Below are 23,084 nucleotides of genomic sequence, written 5' to 3' on the forward strand. Positions count from 1 at the left end.
GTAATCCACGTCCTGCGGCAACACAATATCCAACTTATTAATTAACTGACGTACCGATTCAGTGCGAAAGAGCGACATCCCTATCACCGCCCAAATCATGGCATCCATGGGGAGTTTGCGTTTGCGCAAGGTGGCAACGCCGTTGGAAGCCAGGCAAGACTGGATAATATCGGGTTCCAGAACATCGGACAGCGATGCAAATTCGGTAAGGCGGTTGATTGACGTGCGTGCTAATGCTTCTGACAGTTCCATAAAAAAATCCGATGGCTTAATGGCTCATCGGATTCTTACATCTACACAGGATCGGTCAACCGATCAGGAAAATATTTCTTAACTGATCGGCATTAAGCATAATGCTGGTTTTTTTTATGGTATTAAATGGTTTGTCGTTAACCATCCATTCTATTATTTAGAATGTTTGTCGGCAAAAATTGCGATTTTAGTTTCACAAAATTGCTATATCCTTAGTAAATGAAAGGAGTAAACCATGTGGAAAAATGACGTATCGCGTTATGGGCTAATAAGTATTGTACTGCACTGGATAACCGCTTTAGCAGTGTTAGGCTTATTTGCGGTTGGTTTCTGGATGGTTGATCTGACCTATTACAGCCAATGGTATCGAACTGCACCATACTGGCATAAGAGTATTGGTATTTTGTTGGCCATAACAATTTGCCTTCGTTTGGCCTGGCGTTACTTTAGTCCGCCGCCAAATGCAGTAACAACGCATAAACGTTGGGAAAAACAGATTTCATCTGTTGTGCAAGGTTTGCTGTATATCGGTATGGTGACACTCTTTATAAGTGGTTATCTGATTTCTACAGAAGACGGCAGGCCAATAAGTGTATTTGGTTGGTTTGATGTACCCGCAGCAGGGGCCTTGTTTGATAATCAGGCTGACACTGCGGGCTTAGTGCACGAATACGTTGCTTACAGCTTAATCGCGCTGACATTGTTGCATGGTGCTGCAGCGTTAAAACATCACTTTGTTGATAAAGACAATACACTCAGACGTATGTTTGGGCGTAAACCTTAAAATTTGGAGAGTAATATGAAGAAACTTTTCCTCGCTGCCTCATTGGCTGCATTAATGACATTGCCAGCACAGGCTGCAGACTATGTTATTGATACTCAAGGCGCACACGCATTTGTACAGTTCAAAATTAGCCATTTAGGTTATAGCTGGCTTTATGGCCGCTTTAATACTTTTTCTGGTGACTTTAGCTATGACGCGGCAAAGCTAGCCGAGTCAAAAATTCAGTTAACGATAGATACCAGTAGCGTTGATTCAAATCATGCTGAGCGTGATAAACACTTACGAAGTGCTGACTTTCTTAATGTTGGCAAACACCCTAAAGCCACTTTCGTTAGCACTAAAGTTGTTGAGAGAGATAACAATAACTTCGACCTTTATGGCAACCTCACCCTCAATGGTGTGACAAAAGAAGTCGTTATTGCTGCAGAAAAAACGGGTGAAGGCAAAGATCCCTGGGGGGGTTATCGTGCTGGATTTTCAGGTACTACAACGTTAACGTTGAAAGACTTTGCTATCAGTATGGATTTAGGCCCTGCTTCGGTAACAGTACAAATGGAGTTAAGCGTTGAGGGGATCCGCAAGTAGGCCTCAGCATCACTCATCAGCAGGAGATGCTAATACAAAAATGCAGCACTCCTGCTGTTTTAGACTGATGTTTAATTGCTATTGTTTGTTGTCGATATAGGTATTGGCACAGGTTCTTTCGGCTTTAAGGCACTGAGCAAACTTACCAAAATAAGATTAAATTCTTCGTCTTCTACTTGCACGTTGGTCAGTTGGCTGACAAGCAATGTGGCCTCAAAAGTATCACCGGTACGATACATCAGTTGTGCTAAGCGTAATGTTGCCCAATACAGGCTTCTGTTTTCACTGTCTTTGTAAAATGCCAGATATTGTTGTAACGCCTTAATCCCTTCATCAGCATCTTGATCGGCGATTACCGCCAAGCGGCCTATATGGTAAAGTGCATTATATTTGTCAGTTGCATCGGTAGCGTATTGAGCTGCTAACGTATAGCTTTTAAATGCTTGTGCATGCACGCCTAATTCATTTTCAATTTGAGCTTTACGTGCGAGTAAGCGCGCCGTTGGTGGGTTAGGCATCATGCTGTTTAATAGTTCAAGTGCCTCTGTAGGTTTTTTGTCATTAAGTAAAATACGCGATCTGGCTAACAAGGCTTGTGCCGGATTTTCTTTGGCAAGTTGCTCTGTCATGGCTTCAGCAAGTGCTTTGTCACCACCTGCAGCGGCTGGTGCAATACTGTAAAAATCTATTAATGCCTGACGTGCAGCAAAATACTGCGGGTTTAAATTAACAGCATTTTGCAATAACGCCACGCCGCGAAGCGCGCGATCTTTTGCTGCAAACACATTGCCATTGCTTGCCAAACGAATTTTGCTTAATCCTGCAAGATAGTTTAATTCAACATTTTGCGGAAACTGTTCAACAGCGAAGTTGAGTAAGTCATTAGCGTCTTCCAAACGTTGCAAACTAATCAGAGCCTTAGCATAGACAACCAGTAAGTTATCGTGTTGTTTATAATCGGGCAGCTTGACCAACTGATGTTCAAGCTCAGAAAACTGCGACTTGGCTAACAATTGCTCATAATGGGAGAAGTCTGCCGACGGTAAACTGGATGCAACGAGCAACAACAGGGCCTTCATCAATGATCTCCTTCAAGATCAATGCACAATACACGTACCGTAGTCTGCAGCAAATGCAGTAAAAATACCACACAATCACGGGATTTCAATTTCAATATCGTTTACAGGAATACTGCAGCATGGCAAGAACTCGCCTTGCCGAACAAAAGCCAGGGGTTCATTGATGTAACGAATTTCTCCGCGTAAAAGCTTACAACGACATGCACCACAGTAACCTTCACGACAATGAAAATTGACCTGTAACCGTTGTTGTTCTAGTGCGTCGAGCAGCGTTCTGGCTTGGCCATCAAAATTAATGGCCACATCAGCGCTTACTTTAACAGTAGGCATTTGGCTTACAGATCGAAATCACCGAAATCGCCACCGTCAACTTCATTATCAATCTGCCCAACCAGGTAAGAACTAATTTCAGCTTCTTGCGGGGCAACCTGTACGTTGTCAGAAACCAACCAGGTATTGATCCACGGAATAGGATTTTGTGTGGTTGAGAAGATAGCCTTTAAACCAATAGCTTGCATACGGCTGTTTGAAATATACTCTACATATTGGCAAAGAATGTCTTTGTTCAAACCAATCATAGAGCCGTCCTTAAACAAAAACTCTGCCCAGTCTTTTTCTTGCTCTGCTGCTTTGCGGAAAATGGCGTAAGCTTCTTCTTCGCATTCTTTGGCGATTATTGCCATGTCTGGATCATCATCGCCTGCGGCCATAATATTTAGCATGTGCTGGGTGCCGGTAAGATGTAATGCTTCATCGCGGGCAATAAGCCGGATAATTTTGGCGTTACCTTCCATTAGTTCGCGTTCGGCAAAGGCAAAACTGCAGGCAAAACTAACATAAAACCGGATAGCTTCAAGCACGTTTACCGACATAACACACAGGTACAAGCGGCGCTTTAACTCATAAAGACTAATGGTTTCACTATTACCATTAATGGTATGAGTACCTTCACCACAGCGCTGATATAAATTAATGCCATCAATCAGATGGTCATAATAGCGGGTTACATCTTCAGCGCGTTGTAGTATTTTTTCATTCAGCATAATGTCGTCGAACACTTTATGGGGTTCGGCGCTAATGTTGCGTACTATATGGGTATAGCTGCGGCTGTGTATGGTTTCACTAAAGGCCCAGGTTTCTATCCATGTTTCTAGTTCAGGTAAAGATACTATTGGCAAAAACGCCACATTGGGTGAACGGCCTTGGACAGAATCCAATAAGGTCTGGTATTTCAGATTACTGATAAATATGTGTTTTTCATGATCCGGAAGGTTTTGGTAGTCAATCCTGTCTTTGCTAACGTCAACCTCTTCCGGGCGCCAGAAAAAACTCAATTGTTTTTCAATCAGTTTTTCGAAGATACCGTATTTTTGCTGATCATAGCGTGAAACGTTTACCGGATTACCGAAAAACATCGGCTCTTTCATCTGATCATTCATTATGCGGTTGAAAGTTGTGTACGCCATTGCCACTTATCGTCCTAACTGGGGGTTCAATACAAAGTACGGACTACCTAAGCAGTCCGTTTACTCAAAAGTTAAATTTTACACGCGCCACCAGCACAGCCGTCATCTTCCGGCTCTGGCTTAATATCCTCCTGAATGTCGGATGCGCCATCACGGGTGTTGTGGTAATACATTGTTTTTACACCCAGTTTGTAAGCTGACAGCAAGTCCTGTAACAACAGTTTCATTGGCACTTTGCCGCCATCAAACTTATTTGGATCGTAGTTAGTGTTCGCGGAAATGGTCTGATCGATAAATTTCTGCATAATAGCGACCAAGGCAATATAACCACTGTTATTGGGGATATTCCAAAGTAATTCGTACTGATCTTTTAATCTCTCGTATTCAGGTACAACCTGTTTCAATATACCGTCTTTGCTGGCTTTTACGCTGATATGACCACGTGGTGGCTCAATACCATTTGTCGCATTAGATATTTGTGACGACGTTTCAGACGGCATTAATGCTGATAAGGTCGAATTACGCAGACCATGATTCAGAATATCTTTACGTAGTTGCTCCCAGTCTAACAGCAATGGCTCACTACAGACTTTGTCCAAGTCTTTCTTGTACGTATCAATTGGCAGTATGCCTTCGGCATAAGTGGTTTCATTAAATTTTGGACAAGCACCAAATTCCTGAGCCAATTTATTCGACGCTTTCAATAAATAATACTGAATAGCTTCGAAGGTGCGATGTGTTAAGCCATTAGCTGAACCATCTGAGTACTTAACCCCGTTCTTAGCTAAATAGTAAGCATAATTGATGACGCCAACACCGAGGGTTCGGCGGTTAATTGACGCATGGAATGCTGCAGGAATAGGGTAATCCTGATAATCCAACAGGCTATCTAATGACCTTACCGCCAGCTCAGCTAATTCTTCTAATTCGCTAAGATCTTCAATCGCCCCCAGGTTAAAAGCTGACAGGGTGCACAGGGCAATTTCACCGTCTGGATCATTGACATGTTTTAATGGCTTTGTTGGCAGAGCGATTTCTAAACATAAATTGCTCTGGCGCACTGGGGCAAATTTGGGGTTAAACGGACTGTGCGTATTGCAGTGGTCTACATTCTGTAAGTAAATACGGCCGGTGCTGGCACGTTCTTGCATAAATAAAGTAAATAATTCTAACGCTTTTAAACGCTTCTTACGGATGCTGTTATCAGCTTCGTATTTTACGTATAGCTGCTCAAACTTTTCCTGATCTTCGAAGAACGCATCGTATAAACCAGGTACATCAGATGGGCTGAACAACGTGATGTAGTCGTCTTTAATTAAGCGGGTATACATTAAGCGGTTAAATTGGACGCCGTAATCTAAGTGCCTAACCCGGTTTTCTTCCACACCACGGTTATTTTTTAATACCAGCAACGACTCTACTTCTAAATGCCAAAGTGGATAGAACAGGGTTGCAGCACCACCACGAACGCCACCTTGCGAACAGCTTTTTACAGCGGTTTGAAAGTGTTTATAAAATGGGATACAGCCAGTATGGAATGCTTCACCATTACGAATTGGGCTACCCATAGCACGAATACGTCCAGCATTAATACCAATACCGGCGCGCTGGCTGACATATTTAACAATGGCACTGGAGGTGGCATTTATCGAATCTAAGCTGTCACCACATTCAATCAATACGCAAGAGCTAAACTGACGGGTAGGGGTGCGCACGCCCGACATGATAGGTGTGGGTAAAGATAACTTAAATAGTGAACATGCATCGTAGAAGCGGCGAACATAAGTTAAGCGGTTTGCTTTGGGATAATTGGCAAACAAACAGGCTGCAACCAGCATGTACAAAAACTGTGCGCTTTCATAAATTACGCCTGTGACGCGGTTTTGTACTAAATACTTGCCTTCCAGTTGTTTGACTGCGGCGTAGCTGAAATTTAAATCCCGGCTATGGTCAATAAAATCGTTCATCTGCTGCAGTTCTTCACGATTGTAATCAGCCAAAATATGCTGGTCATAACGATTGCTTTCAACCATTTTAACCACATGATCATACAAGTGCGGTGGTTCAAACTGGCCGTAGGCTTTTTTACGCAAATGAAAAACGGCAAGGCGCGCTGCGAGATACTGATAATCAGGGCTGTCTTTTGAAATTAAGTCAGCCGCAGCTTTAATAATTGTCTCATGAATATCTTCCGATTTTATGCCGTCATAAAACTGAATATGTGACTTTAGCTCAACCTGAGACACCGAAACATGTGATAGACCTTCGGCCGCCCAGGTAATAACACGATGAATTTTATCCAGGTCTAATGGTTCGCGGCGGCCATCACGTTTAGTGACGAAAAGAGATTGAGTCATTGCTGCAGATTTCCGTTTCGGTTGTTGTTAATACTGATTATGAGCCATGTAGCGCACGGCCATTTAACCAGCAGCTATTGTTGCTTAATTACACAACATATAGGTGCTTTTTATAAAGTGATCACAAGATAGTGTGGATCTGATTATTTTGCAAGGCTTGACGTGAGTGAAAAAAAGCCGGTTAAACTTGCTGTTAGTAGCTGCTAACCTTGGCAGTAGTGTGCTGAGAAAAGCTTGCGCGAAGCAAGCTTTTTTTCCAGATAAATTTATTTGTTCTATCAATTTATTTTTTATAGCGTGAAGCTATTTATAAGGTAAAAGACTTAACCAGTCGTTTAAATTAAGCTGGTTTTTTTGCCACCACAATATAATTAACATCTACGCCGGGCCCGGTTTTAAAACTGTTATTGACGGGGTTAAAATGTAGCCCTGTGGCGGCGGTAATTTCTAAACCTGCTTGCTCAAGGTAGCGCATTAGCTCAGAAGGCCGGATAAATTTATTAAATTCGTGTGTGCCTTTAGGTACCAGCTTCATAATATGCTCAGCGCCGACTATTGCTAATAAATACGCTTTCCAGGTTTTATTTAACGTTGAAAAAAACAAAGTCGCACCAGGCTTAGCTAAATCTGCACATGCCTGAATAACAGACATTGGTTCGGGAACATGTTCCAGCATCTCCATACAGGTGACAACATCGTATTGCGCCGCGAAGCGTTGGCTATATTCTTCCGCTGTTGTCTGCTGATAATTTACCTCTACACCGGCTTCCAGTGCATGTAAACGGGCAACATTTAATGAATCTAAGGCCATATCAAGACCAGTTACCACTGCACCACAACGAGCCATACTTTCCGCTAAAATACCGCCTCCACAGCCAATATCAACCACCGTTTTGCCGAACAGGCCCTGTATTTCGTCGCTAATGTAGGTTAACCGAACCGGGTTTAATAAATGCAGCGGTTTAAATTCGCCGGCAGGATCCCACCAACGAGAGGCGATATCGTTAAACTTAGCAATTTCGCCTGGATCAACATTGGTTGTATTCACTTTTGCTTGTGTTGTCATATCAGATGCCTCACGTTTTTGCGTGCATTATAAAGCCTTGATCTGTTAGAGCAATGCTACGGGTTAATTTGCTATGCATTTCAGGCATGGCAAGCGTGATTTTCTGTGATAGAATCTTGCGTTGTCTCGCGCTTTATAACATCGACAAAAGCGAGTTATCTATTTGATTTAAAGGGAAAATAGCGTTTTATGACAGATCTGGCCAGAGAAATAGTTCCTATTAATATTGAGGACGAATTAAAGAATTCGTACCTCGATTACGCAATGAGTGTCATTGTTGGCCGCGCCTTACCAGACGTAAGAGATGGTCTTAAGCCGGTGCATCGCCGCGTGCTGTTCGCGATGAAGGAACTTGGCAACGACTGGAACAAAGCCTATAAAAAATCTGCCCGTGTGGTAGGGGATGTTATTGGTAAATACCATCCGCACGGCGATAGCGCAGTGTACGACACGATAGTGCGTATGGCTCAGCCTTTCTCTCTGCGTTATATGTTGGTTGATGGGCAAGGTAACTTCGGTTCAATTGACGGCGATTCAGCGGCCGCAATGCGTTATACCGAAGTACGGATGGCGCGTATTGCGCACGAATTGCTAGCCGATTTAGATAAAGAAACCGTAGATTTTGTGCCAAATTATGATGGCACTGAACAAATTCCGGCTGTTATGCCAACCAAGCTACCAAACCTGTTAGTTAACGGTTCAAGTGGTATTGCTGTTGGTATGGCAACCAATATTCCACCACACAACTTAACCGAAGTCATCGACGGTTGCTTAGCTTTAATTGCTAACCCTGATATCGAATTGCATGAATTGATGCAATATATCCCTGGGCCAGATTTCCCTACCGCCGCTATTATTAACGGCCGAAAAGGGATTGAAGAAGCGTACCGTACTGGCCGTGGTAAGGTGTATATCCGCGCTCAAACCATGGTTGAGACCGACGAAAAAACTGGCCGCGAAGCTATTATTGTTAATGAAATTCCGTACCAGGTTAATAAAGCCCGTTTAATTGAAAAAATTGCCGAGCTGGTCAAAGAAAAACGTATTGAAGGTATTTCTGCACTGCGTGACGAGTCTGATAAAGACGGTATGCGCATTGTTATCGAGCTTAAGCGCGGTGAGTCTACGGATGTGATGCTTAACCAACTTTATACCAACACGCAAATGCAAACCGTGTTTGGTATTAATATGGTGGCACTGGATCAAGGTCAGCCTAAACTACTAAGCCTAAAAGAAATGCTGCAGTGTTTTGTGCTGCACCGTCGTGAAGTTGTTACGCGTCGCACCGTATACGATTTACGTAAAGCCCGTGACCGTGCTCATATTTTGGAAGGTTTAGCCATCGCACTGGCGAATATCGATGAAATTATCGAACTGGTTAAAACCTCTGCCAGCCCGGCAGAAGCCAAAGCTGGCCTTGTTCAGCGCGGCTGGAAGCTGGGTGATGTAAGTGCAATGCTTGAGCGGGCAGGCCAGGATGCTGCAAGGCCAGAGTGGCTTGAAGAACACTTCGGTATTCGTGATGGTTTATATTTCCTCACTGAACAACAAGCACAAGCCATCCTTGATTTACGCTTACACAAGTTAACGGGTCTGGAACATGAAAAAATTCTGGACGAATACAAACAGCTGTTAGAGCTGATTGCTGAATTGTTATTTATTCTGGGCAGCCCGGAACGTTTAATGGAAGTGATTTGCGAAGAGTTAGAAGCCATTAAAACACAGTATGGTGATGCACGGCGCACCGATATTCAAGACAACATGTTAGATATCAACATGGAAGATTTGATAACGGAAGAAGATGTGGTCGTTACGTTATCGCACCTGGGTTATGCTAAATACCAGCCGTTATCAGATTACGAAGCGCAACGTCGCGGTGGTAAAGGTAAGGCCGCGACAACCGTAAAAGACGAAGACTTTGTCGACAAGCTGCTGGTTGCAAGTACACACGATACGATTCTGTGTTTCTCTAATCGTGGTCGTCTGTATTGGATGAAAGTTTATCAGTTACCTCTGGCCAGCCGTACAGCTCGCGGTAAGCCTATTGTTAACTTGTTACCGCTGGAAGAAGGAGAGCGTATAAATGCTATCCTGCCGGTACGTGAATACGAAGCTGATAAATATGTATTTATGGCAACCGCTAACGGTACCGTTAAGAAAACGTCGTTAGTAGAATACTCACGGCCACGTTCCAACGGCATTATTGCTGTAAATCTGAATGATGGCGATAGGTTAATCGGCGTTGGTATCACTGACGGAAATAACGAAATTATGTTGTTCTCAGATGATGGTAAAGTCGTGCGCTTCACTGAAGATCAGGTTCGTGGCATGGGCCGCACCGCTACCGGTGTTCGCGGTATTAAACTGCGCGAAGGTGGTTCTGTCGTATCGCTAATTATTCCGCAAGGCGAAGGCCCAATTCTTACTGTCACCGAGAATGGTTACGGTAAACGTACCGGATTAAATGAATACCCAGCGAAAAGCCGTGCAACACAAGGCGTAGTCTCCATTAAAGTCTCTGAGCGTAATGGCTTAGTTGTTGGTGCCGTGCAGGTAAATGAGCTTGATGAAATCATGATGATTTCTAACAAGGGCACTTTAGTACGTACCCGTGTTAATGAGGTTTCTGAAGTGGGCCGTAATACCCAGGGCGTTATATTGATCCGTACCGCTGAAAATGAAAAAGTGGTTGGGGTAGCCAAGGTAGACGAGATCCAAGACCTTGAAGAACTTGCCGCTGCTGAAGCAGAAAAAACACCTAATCCTGAATTGACTGATACACAGTTAGCACAGGATGAAGAAGAGTAACACCCAGACAAAACGGGCGCTTATGCGCTCGTTTTGCTTTCTACGGTGACCATAATTTGAGATCGGTTACAAAACCGGCAGCTTTAAAAACAACCAGGCCAGTTGAATAAACACGCTAACTCAGGAGCAAGCAGTAAATCATGACCACATTTAATTTTTGCGCCGGTCCGGCAATGTTACCGGTAGACGTTATGGCGCAAGCACAGCACGAATTTATTAACTGGCAGCAGCATGGCTGCTCTATTATGGAAATGAGCCATAGAAGTAAGTCGTTTATTCGTGTCGCAGCAGAAGCTGAACAAGACTTACGTGATTTACTTAACATCCCAACCAACTACAAAGTGTTGTTTATGCACGGTGGTGGCCGTGGCCAGTTTTCTGCTGTGCCATTAAATTTATTGAAAGCAGGCCAAACAGCGGATTATATCGTCTCTGGGGCATGGTCAACGTCTGCAGTAGAAGAGGCAGCAAAATATGGCCAGCTAAACGTGCAAAATATTCGCCAAACCGATGCGAACGGTAGCCGCAGTTTAATTGCGCCCAAAGATTGGCAATTAACACCTAATGCTGCTTATGTGCATTGTTGTCCAAATGAAACCGTTGACGGTATTGAGTTTACAGCCTTACCTGATAGTCAGAGCCCGATAGTGGCAGATTTATCCTCAACCATTTTATCCAGGCCAATTGATGTTTGTCGTTATGGTGTTATTTATGCCGGAGCACAAAAAAACATTGGCCCGTCTGGTTTAACGCTGGCAATTGTACGAGAAGACTTGTTACCTACAAAAGAAAGTATTATTCCATCAGTATTAGATTATCGCTTAGCGGCAGAGAACGACAGCATGTTTAACACGCCGCCGTCTTTTGCCTGGTATTTGGCAGGTTTAGTGTTTAAATGGCTAAAACAGCAGGGTGGCGTAACCGAAATGGCAACGCGTAACCAAATCAAAGCAAGCTTTTTATATGATTACATTGATAAAAGTGACTTTTACTCAAACGACGTCGATACCGCTTATCGTTCTTGGATGAATGTGCCTTTTTTTCTGGCAGACGAGCGGTTAAACGATATGTTCGTTGAGCAAGCAGAACATCATGGTCTGTTGGCGTTAAAAGGTCATCGTATGGTTGGCGGCATGCGTGCCAGCATCTATAACGCCATGCCATTGGAAGGGGTACAAACGTTAGTTGGTTTTATGCAAGAATTTGAGCGGGTAAACGGATGAAGACATTAACACTAAACCCTATCAATAAAGTATCCGGTGAAGTGCATTTACCTGGCTCTAAAAGTATTTCAAATCGCGTATTGTTGCTTGCAGCCTTGGCTAAAGGCACCACAAAGATCACTAATTTACTCGACAGCGACGACGTACGTCATATGCTAAATGCCCTAACGGCACTTGGGGTTAGTTACGCGTTGTCAGAAAGCCGAACTGAGTGCGAAGTTCAGGGTTTAGGCGGATTGTTTCAGCAGTCTCAAACCGTTGAACTATTTTTAGGTAACGCTGGCACAGCGATGCGTCCGCTAACTGCTGCGCTAGCAGCGTCAAATGTTAACGTGACTCTTACCGGTGAGCCTCGCATGTATGAGCGTCCTATTGGGCATTTAGTTGATGCATTGCGCCAATGGCAGGCAGATATACATTATGTTGGCGATGAAAGCTACCCTCCACTACACATTGTGGGTAGCACGCTGCAAGGTGGCAAAATTCAAATAGATGGCAGTATCTCCAGCCAGTTTTTAACCGCTGTACTTATGGTGGCGCCACTACTAAAAGGCGATAGTGAAATAGAGATTGTAGGTGAGTTAGTCTCTAAGCCTTATATCGATATTACGTTGGCGTTGATGCAGCGTTTTGGTGTGACCGTAGAAAACCATGATTACAAGACGTTTTTAGTTAAAGGAAAGCAACATTATTGTTCGCCTGGACACTGGCTGGTAGAGGGCGATGCTTCATCTGCGTCCTATTTTCTGGCAGCAGCTGCGATTAAAGGCGGTAGCATTAAAGTCACCGGAATTGGCAAACATGCGGTTCAAGGTGATATCCATTTTGCTGATGCCTTAGAAGCAATGGGCGCTAACGTAGAATGGGGAGATGACTATATAAAGGTATCGCGTAACCAGTTGAACGGTGTGGACAGGGATTATAATGCCATTCCAGACGCAGCCATGACGATAGCAACGACAGCACTGTTTGCCAAGGGACCAACGGTGATCCGTAATGTCTACAACTGGCGTGTTAAAGAGACCGACCGGCTTTTTGCTATGGCAACAGAACTGAGAAAAGTAGGTGCTGAGGTTGAGGAAGGCCACGATTATATCAAAGTAACGCCACCTACTACACTGACGCACGCCAGCATTGCTACCTATAACGATCACCGTATGGCGATGTGTTTTTCGCTAGTGGCACTGAGTGACACGGCGGTGACAATTGAAGACCCGGACTGCACAGCAAAAACCTTCCCTAATTATTTTGATTTGTTCCGGCAATTAGCCTGTTAATCAGGTTGATGCTTCCAGACGCGTAGCCTTCTAACTATGCGTCTTTCCTTCGCTTTATCGTAATTAAACACAGATTTTGTCGCAAAAAGCTGTATAATGTCGCCGTTTTAAATTCCGATTAACCAGTTGTAATAAGGGGGTAGGATGCCACACTCTGCAGCAGTAATTACCATTGATGGCCCGGGCGGTTCAGGCAAAGGCACAATTTGTCGTTTGCTAGCTCAGCGCTTAGGCTGGCAATTACTCGACAGTGGCGCTATTTACCGCGTACTGGCATTAGCAGCTATGCACCATCACATTGCGTGTGATGATGAAGACGCGTTACAGCCGCTAGCCGCTCATCTTGACGTGCAGTTCAGCAGTGATGAGCAAGGCAATGTGCGTATAACACTGGAAGGTGAAAACGTCTCTCATACTATTCGTACCGAAGAAGTGGGTACCTTGGCGTCCAAAATTGCCTCATTACCACGTGTGCGTGAAGCTTTATTACGCCGCCAACGTGCTTTTGCTGAAGCCCCCGGTTTAGTGGCGGATGGACGAGACATGGGCACGGTCGTTTTCCCGCAGGCAGAAGTTAAAATCTTTTTAACCGCCACGGCGGAAGAGCGCGCCAGACGGCGCTATTTAGAGTTGAAAGAAAAGGGCTTTGATGTTAACATCGGCGACCTTTTGAGCGATATCCAAGCTAGGGACGAGCGCGATATGAATCGTGCTACCGCGCCATTAAAACCGGCTGACGATGCCTATAGACTGGATTCGACCAGTAAATCGATTGAACAAGTGTTGGAAGAGGTACTGAACTACGCCGGCATGAAACTGCCAGCAGTGGTGTGAACCAGGCCAAAACCGCATTTTGGACAGCCTGTTAAATGGAATTAAACAGGTAAATTTAGCAACCCCATACGAACATGATGTTCTGTGGCGCACTTAACTGAAAAAGTGAATATGACTGAAAATTTTGCACAATTATTTGAGGAAAGCCTCAAGTCCATCGAAACCCGTCCGGGTGCCATTGTTAAAGGTACTGTTGTAGCCGTTCTGAAAGACGTCGTCATGGTTGACGCTGGCCTTAAGTCAGAAGCTGCTATTCCGGTTGAACAGTTCAAAAATTTGAGCGGTGAAATCGAAGTTAGCGTTGGCGACATCATTGACGTTGCTTTAGATGCGATTGAAGACGGTTTCGGTGAAACTCTGTTATCTCGCGAAAAAGCCAAACGTCACGAAGCCTGGGTACGCCTGGAAAAAGCTTGTGAAGACAAAGAAACTGTTATCGGTGTTATCACTGGTAAAGTTAAAGGTGGTTTCACAGTTGAAGTTGACGGTATTCGTGCATTCTTGCCTGGTTCATTAGTAGACGTACGTCCGGTGCGTGACACTCTGCACCTGGAAAACAAAGAACTTGAGTTCAAAGTTATCAAGCTGGATCAGAAGCGCAACAACGTGGTTGTTTCACGTCGTGCGGTTATTGAATCAGAAAGCAGCCATGAACGTGACCAGTTGTTAGAAACACTGGAAGAAGGCATGGAAGTTAAAGGTATCGTTAAGAACCTGACTGACTACGGTGCATTCGTAGATTTAGGTGGCGTAGACGGCTTACTGCATATCACTGATATGGCATGGAAGCGCGTTAAGCACCCAAGCGAAATCGTTAATGTTGGCGACGAAATTCCAGTTAAAGTACTGAAATTCGATCGCGAAAAGCAGCGCGTTTCTTTAGGCCTGAAACAGATGGGCGAAGATCCGTGGGCAGCTATCGCGTCACGTTACCCAGAAGGTGCTCGCATCACTGGTCGCGTAACTAACCTGACTGATTACGGCTGTTTCGTTGAAATCGAAGAAGGCGTTGAAGGCTTAGTACACGTTTCAGAAATGGACTGGACCAACAAAAACATCCACCCATCTAAAGTTGTTAACTTAGGTGACTCTGTGGAAGTTATGGTTCTGGAAATCGACGAAGAACGTCGTCGTATTTCTTTAGGCCTGAAACAGTGTAAAGCTAATCCGTGGGAAGAGTTCGCTAAAGGCTTCAATAAGAGCGATCGTGTAAGCGGTAAGATCAAGTCAATCACTGACTTCGGTATCTTCATCGGCTTAGACGGTGGTATTGATGGTCTGGTTCACTTATCTGACATTTCTTGGAACGCAACTGGCGAAGAAGCCGTACGTGACTTCAAGAAAGGCGACGAAGTACACGCTGTTGTACTGCAAGTTGACCCAGAGCGTGAGCGTATTTCTTTAGGTATCAAGCAGCTGGATGAAGACCCGTTCAACGGTTACCTTGCTGACAACAAAAAAGGTGCTATCGTTAAAGGTGAAGTAACTGCCGTTGACGCTAAAGGCGCTACTGTTATGTTAGAAGGTGCTGTAGAAGGTTATGTTCGTGTATCTGATATCGCGCGTGAGCGTATTGAAGATGCGACTACTGTACTGAAAGTAGGCGAAGAAATTGAAGCTCGTTTAATGGGTGTTGATCGCAAAAACCGCGTAATCAGCCTGTCAATCAAAGCGAAATTCGAAGCTGAAGAAAAAGAAGCTATGGATACTGTCAACAGCAAGCAACAAGAAGCTGATTTTGGTGGTAACGCTATGGCCGAAGCATTTAAAGCTGCTCAGAAGCAGGATTAATTGCTAGCAAAGCAGGAGGTATAAACCTCCTGCTTTATCCTTAAGCAGGTTTGCCGGAGGGTCTATGACCAAGTCTGAATTAATTGAAAAATTAGCTACTGATTTCCCCCATATTCAGGTCAAGGATGTTGAAGCTTCAGTTAAAGAAATCCTCGAGCAGATGGCACAGTCACTGGCTGGCAATGAACGCATCGAAATTCGTGGTTTCGGTAGTTTCTCGCTACACTACAGAGCGCCTCGTGTAGGCCGAAATCCTAAAACTGGTGATAAAGTGGAATTAGACGGTAAATATGTACCGCATTTCAAGCCGGGTAAAGAATTACGAGACCGCGTAAAAACAAACACCTGAGCCTCAATTTATTGAGTGTGCAGGCGTAATCGGAGTGTCCCTTGCGCAGACTACTTTTTATCGCATTAATAGTAGCCCTGGTTGTAATAGGGGTGTTATTCGGTTCTATTAATCAGCAATTAGCTGATTTAAACCTTCTTATAATCAGTATTCAGCTTAGAGTTGTTGATATAGCTGTGTTGTTTCTGTTGTTGGGCATTGTACTGGGTTTAACACTGGCAACGCTGTATTCATTACAACGCAAGGCAAAGGGTTGGCTGCGTAAATCAACGGACAATAACTAACCTATGTTAGAGCTGCTGTTTTTGTTATTACCGGTAGCAGCGGCCTATGGTTGGTTTATGGGGCGCAACAGCGTCAAGCACAAAGAACTTAAGGGTCGCGCAAGCATTACCCGCAATTTATCGTCTGGTTTAAATTTCTTATTAACCGATCAAGAAGACAAGGCTATTGAGCAGTTGCTTGAGCTGCTTGATATTGAAGCTGCGACGATTGAAACCTATCTGGCATTGGCAAATTTATTCCGTCGCAAAGGCGATTGGGATAAAGCCATTCGTATTCATGAGAAACTACACCAACTTAAACTACCTAAGCCGCAAGCCCAACAGATCCAGTTCGAGCTGGCAAAAGATTATTTTTCAGCAGGATTGTATGATCGCGCTGAAAAACTGCTGGTTGATTTGGTAAAGTCTCCAGCGTTAGCTGAGATTGCGCTTAAACAACTGTTTAGCATTTTTATTGCAACCCATGAGTGGCAAAAGGCCAGCCAGTATAGTGCTGCGGTAGACAATACAACATCTAAGTCTTTACGTATCGCGCAAGCAAACATGCAAATTGAAGCGCTGAAAAGCCAGTCTCAGCTAGACACTAAACAGGTGCTGCAGCTTACAGAGCATTATCCAACTGCTATTCGGCCAAAGTACGAGTTAGCGCAACTCGCTTTGTCGTTGCATGACATCTCTTTGGCTAAATCAGCCTTATTGTATCTTGTTGAGCACAAACCCCAATGGAGCGCTGATTTACTACAATTATTACAACAGTGTGAATTAGCTGACGAAGAGTGGTACCAACTACTAAGTAAACTTGCTAATAAACACCACAATATTACCGCTGTGGTATTATTGGCCAGCTGGCTGGCAGAGCATGGATCAGCTACCGCCGCTGAACAGTTTTTATTAGATAAGTTAAAACAACAGCCTAGCATTCGATTATTCCAACAATTGCTGCAGATCCGCCAGCAGCAGTCTGCTCCAGCGGCGGAAGTGTTATCCTCGGTAAAAGAATTGGTTAACGCTTATCTGGACAAGAAATCGTTATACAGCTGTCGCAATTGTGGCTTTAAAACCCGCAAACAATATTGGTTGTGTCCGTCATGTCAGCAATGGGAAATGGTTGAACCCATTAGTGGTATTGACGGTCGTTAGTTAAAGGAAAATACATGTCTTGTCAAACCCCAGTGGTTGTCGCGCTTGATTTCGAACAGCAAGCCAGCGCATTAAATTTGGTTAGTCAGCTTGATCCTAGCTTGTGTCGTTTAAAAGTGGGCAAGGAGATGTTTACTCACTTTGGCCCTCAATTTGTCACCACATTGCAACAACGCGGTTTTGATGTGTTTTTAGATCTAAAATTCCATGATATTCCTAACACCGTAGCAAAAGCAGTTAAAGCTGCCGCCGATTTAGGTGTATGGATGGTAAATGTTCATGCTAGTGGTGGTAGCAAAATGATGAACGCTGCACGTGAATCTTTGGTATCCTATGGCATTGAAAAACCATATCTTATTGCAGTAACTGTATTAACCAGCATGGAGCAAAGCGATTTAACTGAGTTAGGTATTATGCTAACACCGCAGCAGCAAGTGGTTAAATTAGCCTCGCTAACCAAAAATGCCGGGCTTGATGGTGTGGTGTGTTCCGCTCAGGAAGCTACACTATTAAAGCAACAATTTGGTAAAGAATTTTGTTTGGTAACACCAGGCATTCGCCCGGCTAGCAGTAGCCAGGATGATCAAAAACGCGTGATGACGCCATTACAAGCGTTGTCAGCAGGCGTTGACTACATGGTTATCGGCCGGCCAATTACTAAAGCCGCGGTGCCATTAGATGCTTTAAACGACATAGTTCGGGAGATTTCAATCGCTTAATTAATCAGGAGGTACACGTTGGATGGTATAAACCTCGCGATATTAGTTGGCGGCTTTCTTTTTATTATCAGCATCATTGCAACCTTAATTTCGGCGCGTCTTGGCGCGCCAATGCTATTACTTTTCCTTATTATTGGTATGTTAGCCGGTGAAGAAGGTCTGGTAGGCATTCAATTCAACAATCCCCAGGTTGCATTTTTTATCGGCTCCATTGCGTTAGTCATCATTTTGTTTGACGGTGGTATGCGCACCCATCCAGAACGGTTCAGAGTCGCGTTAGCACCGGCATCAATGCTGGCAACGGTCGGTGTGGTGCTCACTTGCGGTATTATCGGCGTTGCTGCAGCCTATTTGCTTAATATGACGCTACTGCAGGGATTATTGTTGGGCGCTATTCTTAGCTCAACCGATGCCGCAGCGGTATTTTCTATTTTTCAGTCGCAAGGGCTGCGTATTAAAGACCGTGTTGCCTCAACACTGGAAATAGAGTCGGGTAGTAATGATCCCATGGCGGTAATTCTAACCCTGACCTTAGTTGGCGTATTGGCTGAAGGACAAACGTTAAGTTGGGAAGTTGGTCGAACCTTTCTACAGCAAGCGGCTGTAGGGGGTATTATGGGTTTTGGGGCAGGGCGTGTGTTCGTCTTTTTATGCAGAAAACTGCCGTTAAGTTTCGCTTTTTTCCCGCTACTGGCCGTTGCCAGTTGTATTTTTATCTATGCTGCAACCAACACCTTTGGTGGCAGTGGTTTTTTAGCGGTTTACTTAATGGGCTATTTAGTGGGTAATGCCAGGCTGCCGCAAATTATCCATATTCTGCGTATGCATGATGGTTTAGCCTGGATCAGCCAAATCAGCATGTTTTTGATGCTAGGGTTATTGGTGGTGCCAAGTAATTTGATGAATCACCTGGTTCCCGCATTAATTCTGGCGGCTGTACTTATCTTTATTGCCAGGCCTATAGCCGTATTTTTAAGTTTAATTCCGTTTCGTTTTCCCGCACGTGATCAGCTGTTTATCAGCTGGGTTGGACTGCGCGGTGCGGTACCCATTATCCTGGCGTTATTTCCATGGCTGGCGGGGATGCCAGATGAACATCTTTATTTCGATGTGGCCTTTGTTGTAGTAATTGTTTCACTAGTGGTACAAGGTTGGAGCATTGTGCCTGTAGCACGCTGGCTAAAACTGGAAGTGCCTGCTGAGCTTGCGCCGGATCAAGCCATGCCGCTTGACGCAGTACCCAGTAACGATGTGATGGAAGTATTGGCGTTTAAAGTCACCGATACATCACCGGTACTGGCTCTTAGCTGGCAGGATTTAAAATTTAAGCAGCCTATTCAGTTTTTAGGCGTAATACGCGATGGCGAATGGATACTGCCAGAGAAAAAACCGGTATTTAATGCTAAAGACACCTTAATGGTGTTAGCTAAACTAATGCATGTTACTAAAATCAGTGAAATTTTAGCCAACGACGCTGAAAAATCTGTTCTGACAAACAGCAACTTCTTTGGTGACTTTGTGCTAAATGGCTCAGTTAGCCTAAGTGATTTAGATGGCTTCTACACCATAGACTTTGGTAATGAAGATAAAATACAGACCTTAGCCCAATACATAGCTAAGCGATTCCACCGCCGGGTTGTAATAGGTGATCAGGTAAAACTGGACAGTTTACTGCTAACAGTACGTCAGGTTAATGAAATAGGCGAAGCAACACAGGTGGGTATTAAGCCGGTTGAGCAATAACCGGCTTTACTGTGTCTTATTGTCAGTACTAAAGCTTATGTGATGAAGTTCAATTTGAAACGGGCCAGTTTTTTTGTCCGCTAGCATCACACTAATCTGAATAATATCGTAAAAGTTAAGAGCAGGCAGATTAGTTATTTTACGACCGCGGTATCGGCCTTCAAAAGCATCACTGTCAAAGTAATAATCGCGCAATTCACTGGTGGTATTAAATTCAGTCACATACGCAACACCTTGTGGAATATAAGGCGTTTTCAAGCGTAGTTGATAAGTGCGATTGTCTGCCGCAGCGTTTAGCGATACTTGCGTAAACGTTTTTGCTGGCAGCTTTTGTTGCAAACGAAACTCAACAGAAGCAAAGCCGCCATTGTTTTCCAGCGATAATTCGCCATAAAACAGCACCGCATTGCCATCGGCAGTTTTAGTCACGCTGCCTTGTGAGCGTCCGCCCATAACCGTGTCATGAACCAAAAATAGCCGGCTGAAATGGTCGTTGTTAATAAAGTCGAGCTGAACAGGTTTACTCATTTCCAGATCCTTGGCAGATACACTAAGGCTAACGGTTACGGCAAAAACTAATGACACAATAAACCGACAAGTGCTGATCTTCATATTAGGTATCTACATATATTTAAATTGGGTATACGGTAAATACACTAAATCAGTTCTCGGATGCTAAGCGCTGATTAGCGGGATAAACTACATGAGCAAAATAATTCAGTGCCAGTTGTGTGAACGGCAATGCGCATTAACGTTTCATCATTTAATACCACGCAAAATGCACCGGCGAACGTATTATAAAAAGCATTTCGACAAAGCGCAGTTACAGCAAGGCGTAATGCTGTGTAGGTTATGCCACAAAGGTATTCACACGCTGTACGATGAAATGACACTGGCAAAGCAATTTAACAGTTTGCAGCAGCTACAAGCAGATAGCAGCATAAGCCAACATGTTGATTGGGTAAGAAAACAGAAAATAGCGCCATAAAAGCACGCTTCATCACCTAACACTAAATGGCCCATAATGTATATTATGTTAAATTCCTTATAGGTGTGTTTAAAGTTCATATCGATTTCTATACTCATAAAAATTAGTGAGTTGAGATTTTTAACTTCTTAAGTTTGCGGTGATTATCTTTAGCTTCTAGATTCATTCATAAGTACATGGCTAATAGATGATCCGTCATGCTTTCGATTCAAGTCGTTAAACACAAAAACCAAATGACAGCGTTACTTGTGGATGCTCACACATCTATGCCTTTGCTGTATCCATTGCTGTTTTCATATTCAAAGCTATTTTCAAGAGCTTTAAACACTCAACTAGCTTCACTTCAAGCAGTGAAGCTGTTCTACGAATATTGGCAGTCTCGGTTTAACTGCAGCTTTTGCTACTCTTTTTGGAATGCCAAAACGAATCCTCAGATAGCCATTGAAGAATTCGATAAATTTTCAGCTTATATTCAAGAAAGCCGAAAAAAAAATTGTGTTTTTAACGAAAGCTCAGTCATTTCAGTAACTATTGCTACAAGGCTTCGAGCGGTTTTACAGTTTGTCAGCTTCCTGAATTCTGAGTTTGTCAGCAATCGTTATCTTGATTTAAGCCCAGTTGAAGTCGCAACAATCCACGGTTACATATCAAAGCGTATCAATGAGAAACGCGACGATCTTCGTTTTTTTTATCGTAGAAGCTCACGAAATAACATCTCACACCAAACCTACTCTTCTCTTACATCTGAGATGATCAAAGATTTATTTAAAATTTTAAGACCTACTACAAACAAGCAGGACAATCCTGATAATCCGTTCAAACGAGTTGAAACACAATTTAGAAACTACATAATTTTAAGACTCCTTATAAACTACGGTTTAAGAATTGGTGAATTATTACTACTAGAAACTAGTTCGATTAAGAGGACTTCTCGTGGCACTTATGCTTTAGTTATAACAAATACAGAAGAAGATAATCGTAAAACACTGAGCATAAAAACAAGAGACTCCCATAGAGTCTTAGATCTTGAAGCTGCTGACTACAAACTCCTTAGTACTTACATTACTCATGTGAGAGCGGTAAATTATTCGGGAGCAAAACTCTTTGTTACTGTCACCCCGCCACACAAACCTATCGATTATCAATCAATTAATTACGCGTGTGGAATTCTTACATCACAGTTCAAGAACATACATCCTGAATATTTTGATGGCCAATTTTTAGAGAACATCAGCAGCCTGACACCACATATGTTTAGGCATACTTGGGCGACATATACGCTGGCAGCTTTATATAAAATGAAACGTGCAGAAATTTTGCGGGCAACTAAGCTTGCGGGGATAGCATTCACAGAAAAAGGAATAATGGATGAAGCAAAAGACGAGTTGAGAAAGTTAGGTGGATGGTCAGTAGATAGCCAGGTACCTAACCTATATGCTGCTAGGTTTATTCAAGAAAAGGCAAATTTTACTAATTTAATGCGACTGCAATCAGACCCGTTAGACGGTGGTTTAAATGATGAGATGAGTTGGATAACCTCATGAAAGAATACCATAGAAAGCAAAACTTCCCTTCATCTCGGTTCTCGCTGGAGCAACAGGAAGCGATTAACAAACTTACTTTACCGCCGCGTTTTCAAATTATGAATGCTGGTTCGTTTGAGACAAAACTGGTCGTTACTGAAGATCCAATATGGCAAATTACGGTTGCTGGTAGAAACTATAAATTGAAATTTTTTGGAGATGCCACCACAGTAAAACTTCTTAAATTTTTGTGTATTAGATACTGCACTAGAAATTCAGCCTCAAAGTTAGATAACTATTTGTGGGCCACCAAGATTCTACTCAGACAAATCAAAACCGTAGATGCAGCCACTATCATTGATTATTTGAAATCGCCACCAGGTAGCAAGCGTTTAGGCGTAGAGGAAGCGTCATTATTCTTTCTCGTGCTGTTCACTTTAAAGCAATTAATTGCCTATAACATCCCTGAGTTTACTGGTGATTATGATTTTGCAATTGAACTATTACCACGGTAATACACCCATTTTTAATTGACGCTAAAAGTAGAAGGTTGCGTTATTAAAGCCTGTTTGTATTTCGGTGGTATGCCACCAATTGCCGTGTTTGGTCGTTCATTATTGTAAAACCATAGCCATTCTGTCGCATGATCTTGCACTTCGGCAATACTGCTGAATAAATATTGGTTCAGCCATTCGTAGCGAACAGTTCGGTTGTACCGCTCCACATAAGCATTCTGCTGTGGGTTGCCCGGCTGGATAAACTTCAGTTCAACATCATGTTTTTCAGCCCACTCAGCCAATAACGCACTGATATATT

The 23,084-nt window shown here is 43.5% G+C and carries 23 protein-coding genes; 15 read left to right on the forward strand and 8 right to left on the reverse strand.

Translation table 11 applies throughout. The features are described from left to right. The coding region (locus H595_RS22615) for a transposase domain-containing protein (protein ID WP_205623252.1) at positions 1–252 on the reverse strand (252 nt) is incomplete at its 3' end. A 235-nt stretch (positions 253–487) separates the two neighbouring features. Here H595_RS22615 and H595_RS0116355 point away from each other — a divergent pair. Together H595_RS0116355 and H595_RS0116360 are read left to right on the forward strand one after the other, a co-directional pair. Beyond that, entirely contained in the window at positions 488–1,036 is a 549-nt protein-coding gene (locus H595_RS0116355; RefSeq protein WP_027672168.1) for a cytochrome b, read from the forward strand. A 15-nt stretch (positions 1,037–1,051) separates the two neighbouring features. Next, entirely contained in the window at positions 1,052–1,621 is a 570-nt protein-coding gene (locus H595_RS0116360) for a YceI family protein (protein WP_027672169.1), read from the forward strand. A gap of 71 nt (positions 1,622–1,692) precedes the next feature. Here the strand turns inward: H595_RS0116360 and H595_RS22620 are convergent, their stop codons facing one another. The 5 genes from H595_RS22620 to ubiG form a co-directional block, all read right to left on the reverse strand. Further along, positions 1,693–2,700, reverse strand: a complete 1,008-nt coding sequence (locus tag H595_RS22620) for a tetratricopeptide repeat protein (RefSeq protein ID WP_051219954.1) — start codon at positions 2,698–2,700, stop codon at positions 1,693–1,695. A gap of 75 nt (positions 2,701–2,775) precedes the next feature. Further along, positions 2,776–3,030, reverse strand: coding sequence for a class I ribonucleotide reductase maintenance protein YfaE (gene yfaE, locus H595_RS0116370; RefSeq protein WP_027672170.1), 255 nt, complete (start codon positions 3,028–3,030; stop codon positions 2,776–2,778). 5 nt (positions 3,031–3,035) lie between these two features. Then, positions 3,036–4,166: a class Ia ribonucleoside-diphosphate reductase subunit beta gene (gene nrdB, locus H595_RS0116375; protein WP_027672171.1), complete on the reverse strand. Its 1,131-nt coding sequence runs from the start codon at positions 4,164–4,166 to the stop codon at positions 3,036–3,038. A 71-nt stretch (positions 4,167–4,237) separates the two neighbouring features. Then, positions 4,238–6,523, reverse strand: a complete 2,286-nt coding sequence (gene nrdA, locus H595_RS0116380) for a class 1a ribonucleoside-diphosphate reductase subunit alpha (RefSeq protein ID WP_027672172.1) — start codon at positions 6,521–6,523, stop codon at positions 4,238–4,240. A 340-nt stretch (positions 6,524–6,863) separates the two neighbouring features. Beyond that, a complete protein-coding gene (gene ubiG, locus H595_RS0116390; RefSeq protein WP_027672173.1) occupies positions 6,864–7,589 on the reverse strand; it encodes a bifunctional 2-polyprenyl-6-hydroxyphenol methylase/3-demethylubiquinol 3-O-methyltransferase UbiG in 726 nt (241 codons plus the stop codon). Positions 7,590–7,778: 189 nt separating this feature from the next. Here ubiG and gyrA point away from each other — a divergent pair, with 189 nt between their 5' ends. The 10 genes from gyrA (at position 7,779) to H595_RS0116440 (ending at position 19,757) form a co-directional block, all read left to right on the forward strand. Continuing rightward, positions 7,779–10,397, forward strand: a complete 2,619-nt coding sequence (gene gyrA / locus H595_RS0116395; RefSeq protein ID WP_027672174.1) for a DNA gyrase subunit A — start codon at positions 7,779–7,781, stop codon at positions 10,395–10,397. A 137-nt stretch (positions 10,398–10,534) separates the two neighbouring features. Next, positions 10,535–11,620, forward strand: coding sequence for a 3-phosphoserine/phosphohydroxythreonine transaminase (serC, locus tag H595_RS0116400; RefSeq protein WP_420876337.1), 1,086 nt, complete (start codon positions 10,535–10,537; stop codon positions 11,618–11,620). After that, a complete protein-coding gene (gene aroA, locus H595_RS0116405; RefSeq protein WP_027672176.1) occupies positions 11,617–12,897 on the forward strand; it encodes a 3-phosphoshikimate 1-carboxyvinyltransferase in 1,281 nt (426 codons plus the stop codon). The genes serC and aroA overlap by 4 nt, the downstream gene beginning before the upstream one ends. Positions 12,898–13,041: 144 nt before the next feature. Next, positions 13,042–13,731, forward strand: a complete 690-nt coding sequence (gene cmk / locus H595_RS0116410) for a (d)CMP kinase (RefSeq protein WP_027672177.1) — start codon at positions 13,042–13,044, stop codon at positions 13,729–13,731. 111 nt (positions 13,732–13,842) lie between these two features. After that, positions 13,843–15,522, forward strand: a complete 1,680-nt coding sequence (gene rpsA / locus H595_RS0116415; protein ID WP_027672178.1) for a 30S ribosomal protein S1 — start codon at positions 13,843–13,845, stop codon at positions 15,520–15,522. Positions 15,523–15,586: 64 nt separating this feature from the next. Continuing rightward, the gene (gene ihfB, locus H595_RS0116420) at positions 15,587–15,871 is read left to right on the forward strand and encodes an integration host factor subunit beta (protein WP_027672179.1); all 285 of its coding nucleotides are present in this window, start codon (positions 15,587–15,589) and stop codon (positions 15,869–15,871) included. 41 nt (positions 15,872–15,912) lie between these two features. Next, positions 15,913–16,155 (forward strand): LapA family protein, encoded by a 243-nt coding sequence (locus tag H595_RS0116425; RefSeq protein ID WP_027672180.1) that lies wholly within the window; start codon positions 15,913–15,915, stop codon positions 16,153–16,155. A gap of 3 nt (positions 16,156–16,158) precedes the next feature. Beyond that, on the forward strand, positions 16,159–17,295 hold the full coding sequence (locus H595_RS0116430) for a tetratricopeptide repeat protein (protein ID WP_027672181.1): 1,137 nt from the start codon (positions 16,159–16,161) through the stop codon (positions 17,293–17,295). A gap of 14 nt (positions 17,296–17,309) precedes the next feature. Beyond that, a complete protein-coding gene (pyrF, locus tag H595_RS0116435) occupies positions 17,310–18,014 on the forward strand; it encodes an orotidine-5'-phosphate decarboxylase (protein WP_027672182.1) in 705 nt (234 codons plus the stop codon). 18 nt (positions 18,015–18,032) lie between these two features. Then, entirely contained in the window at positions 18,033–19,757 is a 1,725-nt protein-coding gene (locus H595_RS0116440; RefSeq protein ID WP_027672183.1) for a potassium/proton antiporter, read from the forward strand. A 6-nt stretch (positions 19,758–19,763) separates the two neighbouring features. Here H595_RS0116440 and H595_RS0116445 read toward each other — a convergent pair whose 3' ends face one another. After that, complete coding sequence (locus tag H595_RS0116445; RefSeq protein ID WP_037055097.1) at positions 19,764–20,285, reverse strand: CIA30 family protein; 522 nt, start codon at positions 20,283–20,285, stop codon at positions 19,764–19,766. Positions 20,286–20,460: 175 nt separating this feature from the next. On the opposite strand from H595_RS0116445, the gene H595_RS0116450 reads away from it, so the two are divergent. The 3 genes from H595_RS0116450 to H595_RS0116460 all read left to right on the forward strand — a co-directional run bounded on the left by H595_RS0116450 (position 20,461) and on the right by H595_RS0116460 (position 22,783). Then, positions 20,461–20,745: a hypothetical protein gene (locus H595_RS0116450; protein WP_027672185.1), complete on the forward strand. Its 285-nt coding sequence runs from the start codon at positions 20,461–20,463 to the stop codon at positions 20,743–20,745. A 197-nt stretch (positions 20,746–20,942) separates the two neighbouring features. Continuing rightward, positions 20,943–22,289 (forward strand): site-specific integrase, encoded by a 1,347-nt coding sequence (locus tag H595_RS22625; protein WP_051219955.1) that lies wholly within the window; start codon positions 20,943–20,945, stop codon positions 22,287–22,289. Next, positions 22,286–22,783, forward strand: coding sequence for a hypothetical protein (locus tag H595_RS0116460; RefSeq protein WP_027672186.1), 498 nt, complete (start codon positions 22,286–22,288; stop codon positions 22,781–22,783). Before H595_RS22625 ends, H595_RS0116460 begins: the two co-directional genes overlap by 4 nt. Positions 22,784–22,794: 11 nt before the next feature. On the opposite strand, the gene H595_RS0116465 is transcribed toward H595_RS0116460, so the two are convergent. Continuing rightward, positions 22,795–23,084: integrase core domain-containing protein (locus tag H595_RS0116465; protein ID WP_027672187.1), on the reverse strand; the 290-nt coding region annotated here is incomplete at its 5' end.

Source organism: Rheinheimera baltica DSM 14885 (assembly GCF_000425345.1).
Classification (GTDB): Bacteria; Pseudomonadota; Gammaproteobacteria; order Enterobacterales; family Alteromonadaceae; genus Alishewanella; species Alishewanella baltica.

What these genes read in the sequence shown, in the direction of transcription:
- H595_RS0116355 (WP_027672168.1), top strand. Translation starts at nt 488, where the DNA reads ATGTGGAAAAATGACGTATCGCGTTATGGGCTAATAAGTATTGTACTG.
- H595_RS0116360 (WP_027672169.1), top strand. Translation starts at nt 1,052, where the DNA reads ATGAAGAAACTTTTCCTCGCTGCCTCATTGGCTGCATTAATGACATTG.
- H595_RS22620 (WP_051219954.1), bottom strand. Translation starts at nt 2,700, where the DNA reads ATGAAGGCCCTGTTGTTGCTCGTTGCATCCAGTTTACCGTCGGCAGAC.
- yfaE (WP_027672170.1), bottom strand. Translation starts at nt 3,030, where the DNA reads ATGCCTACTGTTAAAGTAAGCGCTGATGTGGCCATTAATTTTGATGGC.
- nrdB (WP_027672171.1), bottom strand. Translation starts at nt 4,166, where the DNA reads ATGGCGTACACAACTTTCAACCGCATAATGAATGATCAGATGAAAGAG.
- nrdA (WP_027672172.1), bottom strand. Translation starts at nt 6,523, where the DNA reads ATGACTCAATCTCTTTTCGTCACTAAACGTGATGGCCGCCGCGAACCA.
- ubiG (WP_027672173.1), bottom strand. Translation starts at nt 7,589, where the DNA reads ATGACAACACAAGCAAAAGTGAATACAACCAATGTTGATCCAGGCGAA.
- gyrA (WP_027672174.1), top strand. Translation starts at nt 7,779, where the DNA reads ATGACAGATCTGGCCAGAGAAATAGTTCCTATTAATATTGAGGACGAA.
- aroA (WP_027672176.1), top strand. Translation starts at nt 11,617, where the DNA reads ATGAAGACATTAACACTAAACCCTATCAATAAAGTATCCGGTGAAGTG.
- cmk (WP_027672177.1), top strand. Translation starts at nt 13,042, where the DNA reads ATGCCACACTCTGCAGCAGTAATTACCATTGATGGCCCGGGCGGTTCA.
- rpsA (WP_027672178.1), top strand. Translation starts at nt 13,843, where the DNA reads ATGACTGAAAATTTTGCACAATTATTTGAGGAAAGCCTCAAGTCCATC.
- ihfB (WP_027672179.1), top strand. Translation starts at nt 15,587, where the DNA reads ATGACCAAGTCTGAATTAATTGAAAAATTAGCTACTGATTTCCCCCAT.
- H595_RS0116430 (WP_027672181.1), top strand. Translation starts at nt 16,159, where the DNA reads ATGTTAGAGCTGCTGTTTTTGTTATTACCGGTAGCAGCGGCCTATGGT.
- pyrF (WP_027672182.1), top strand. Translation starts at nt 17,310, where the DNA reads ATGTCTTGTCAAACCCCAGTGGTTGTCGCGCTTGATTTCGAACAGCAA.
- H595_RS0116445 (WP_037055097.1), bottom strand. Translation starts at nt 20,285, where the DNA reads ATGAGTAAACCTGTTCAGCTCGACTTTATTAACAACGACCATTTCAGC.
- H595_RS0116450 (WP_027672185.1), top strand. Translation starts at nt 20,461, where the DNA reads ATGAGCAAAATAATTCAGTGCCAGTTGTGTGAACGGCAATGCGCATTA.
- H595_RS22625 (WP_051219955.1), top strand. Translation starts at nt 20,943, where the DNA reads ATGCTTTCGATTCAAGTCGTTAAACACAAAAACCAAATGACAGCGTTA.
- H595_RS0116460 (WP_027672186.1), top strand. Translation starts at nt 22,286, where the DNA reads ATGAAAGAATACCATAGAAAGCAAAACTTCCCTTCATCTCGGTTCTCG.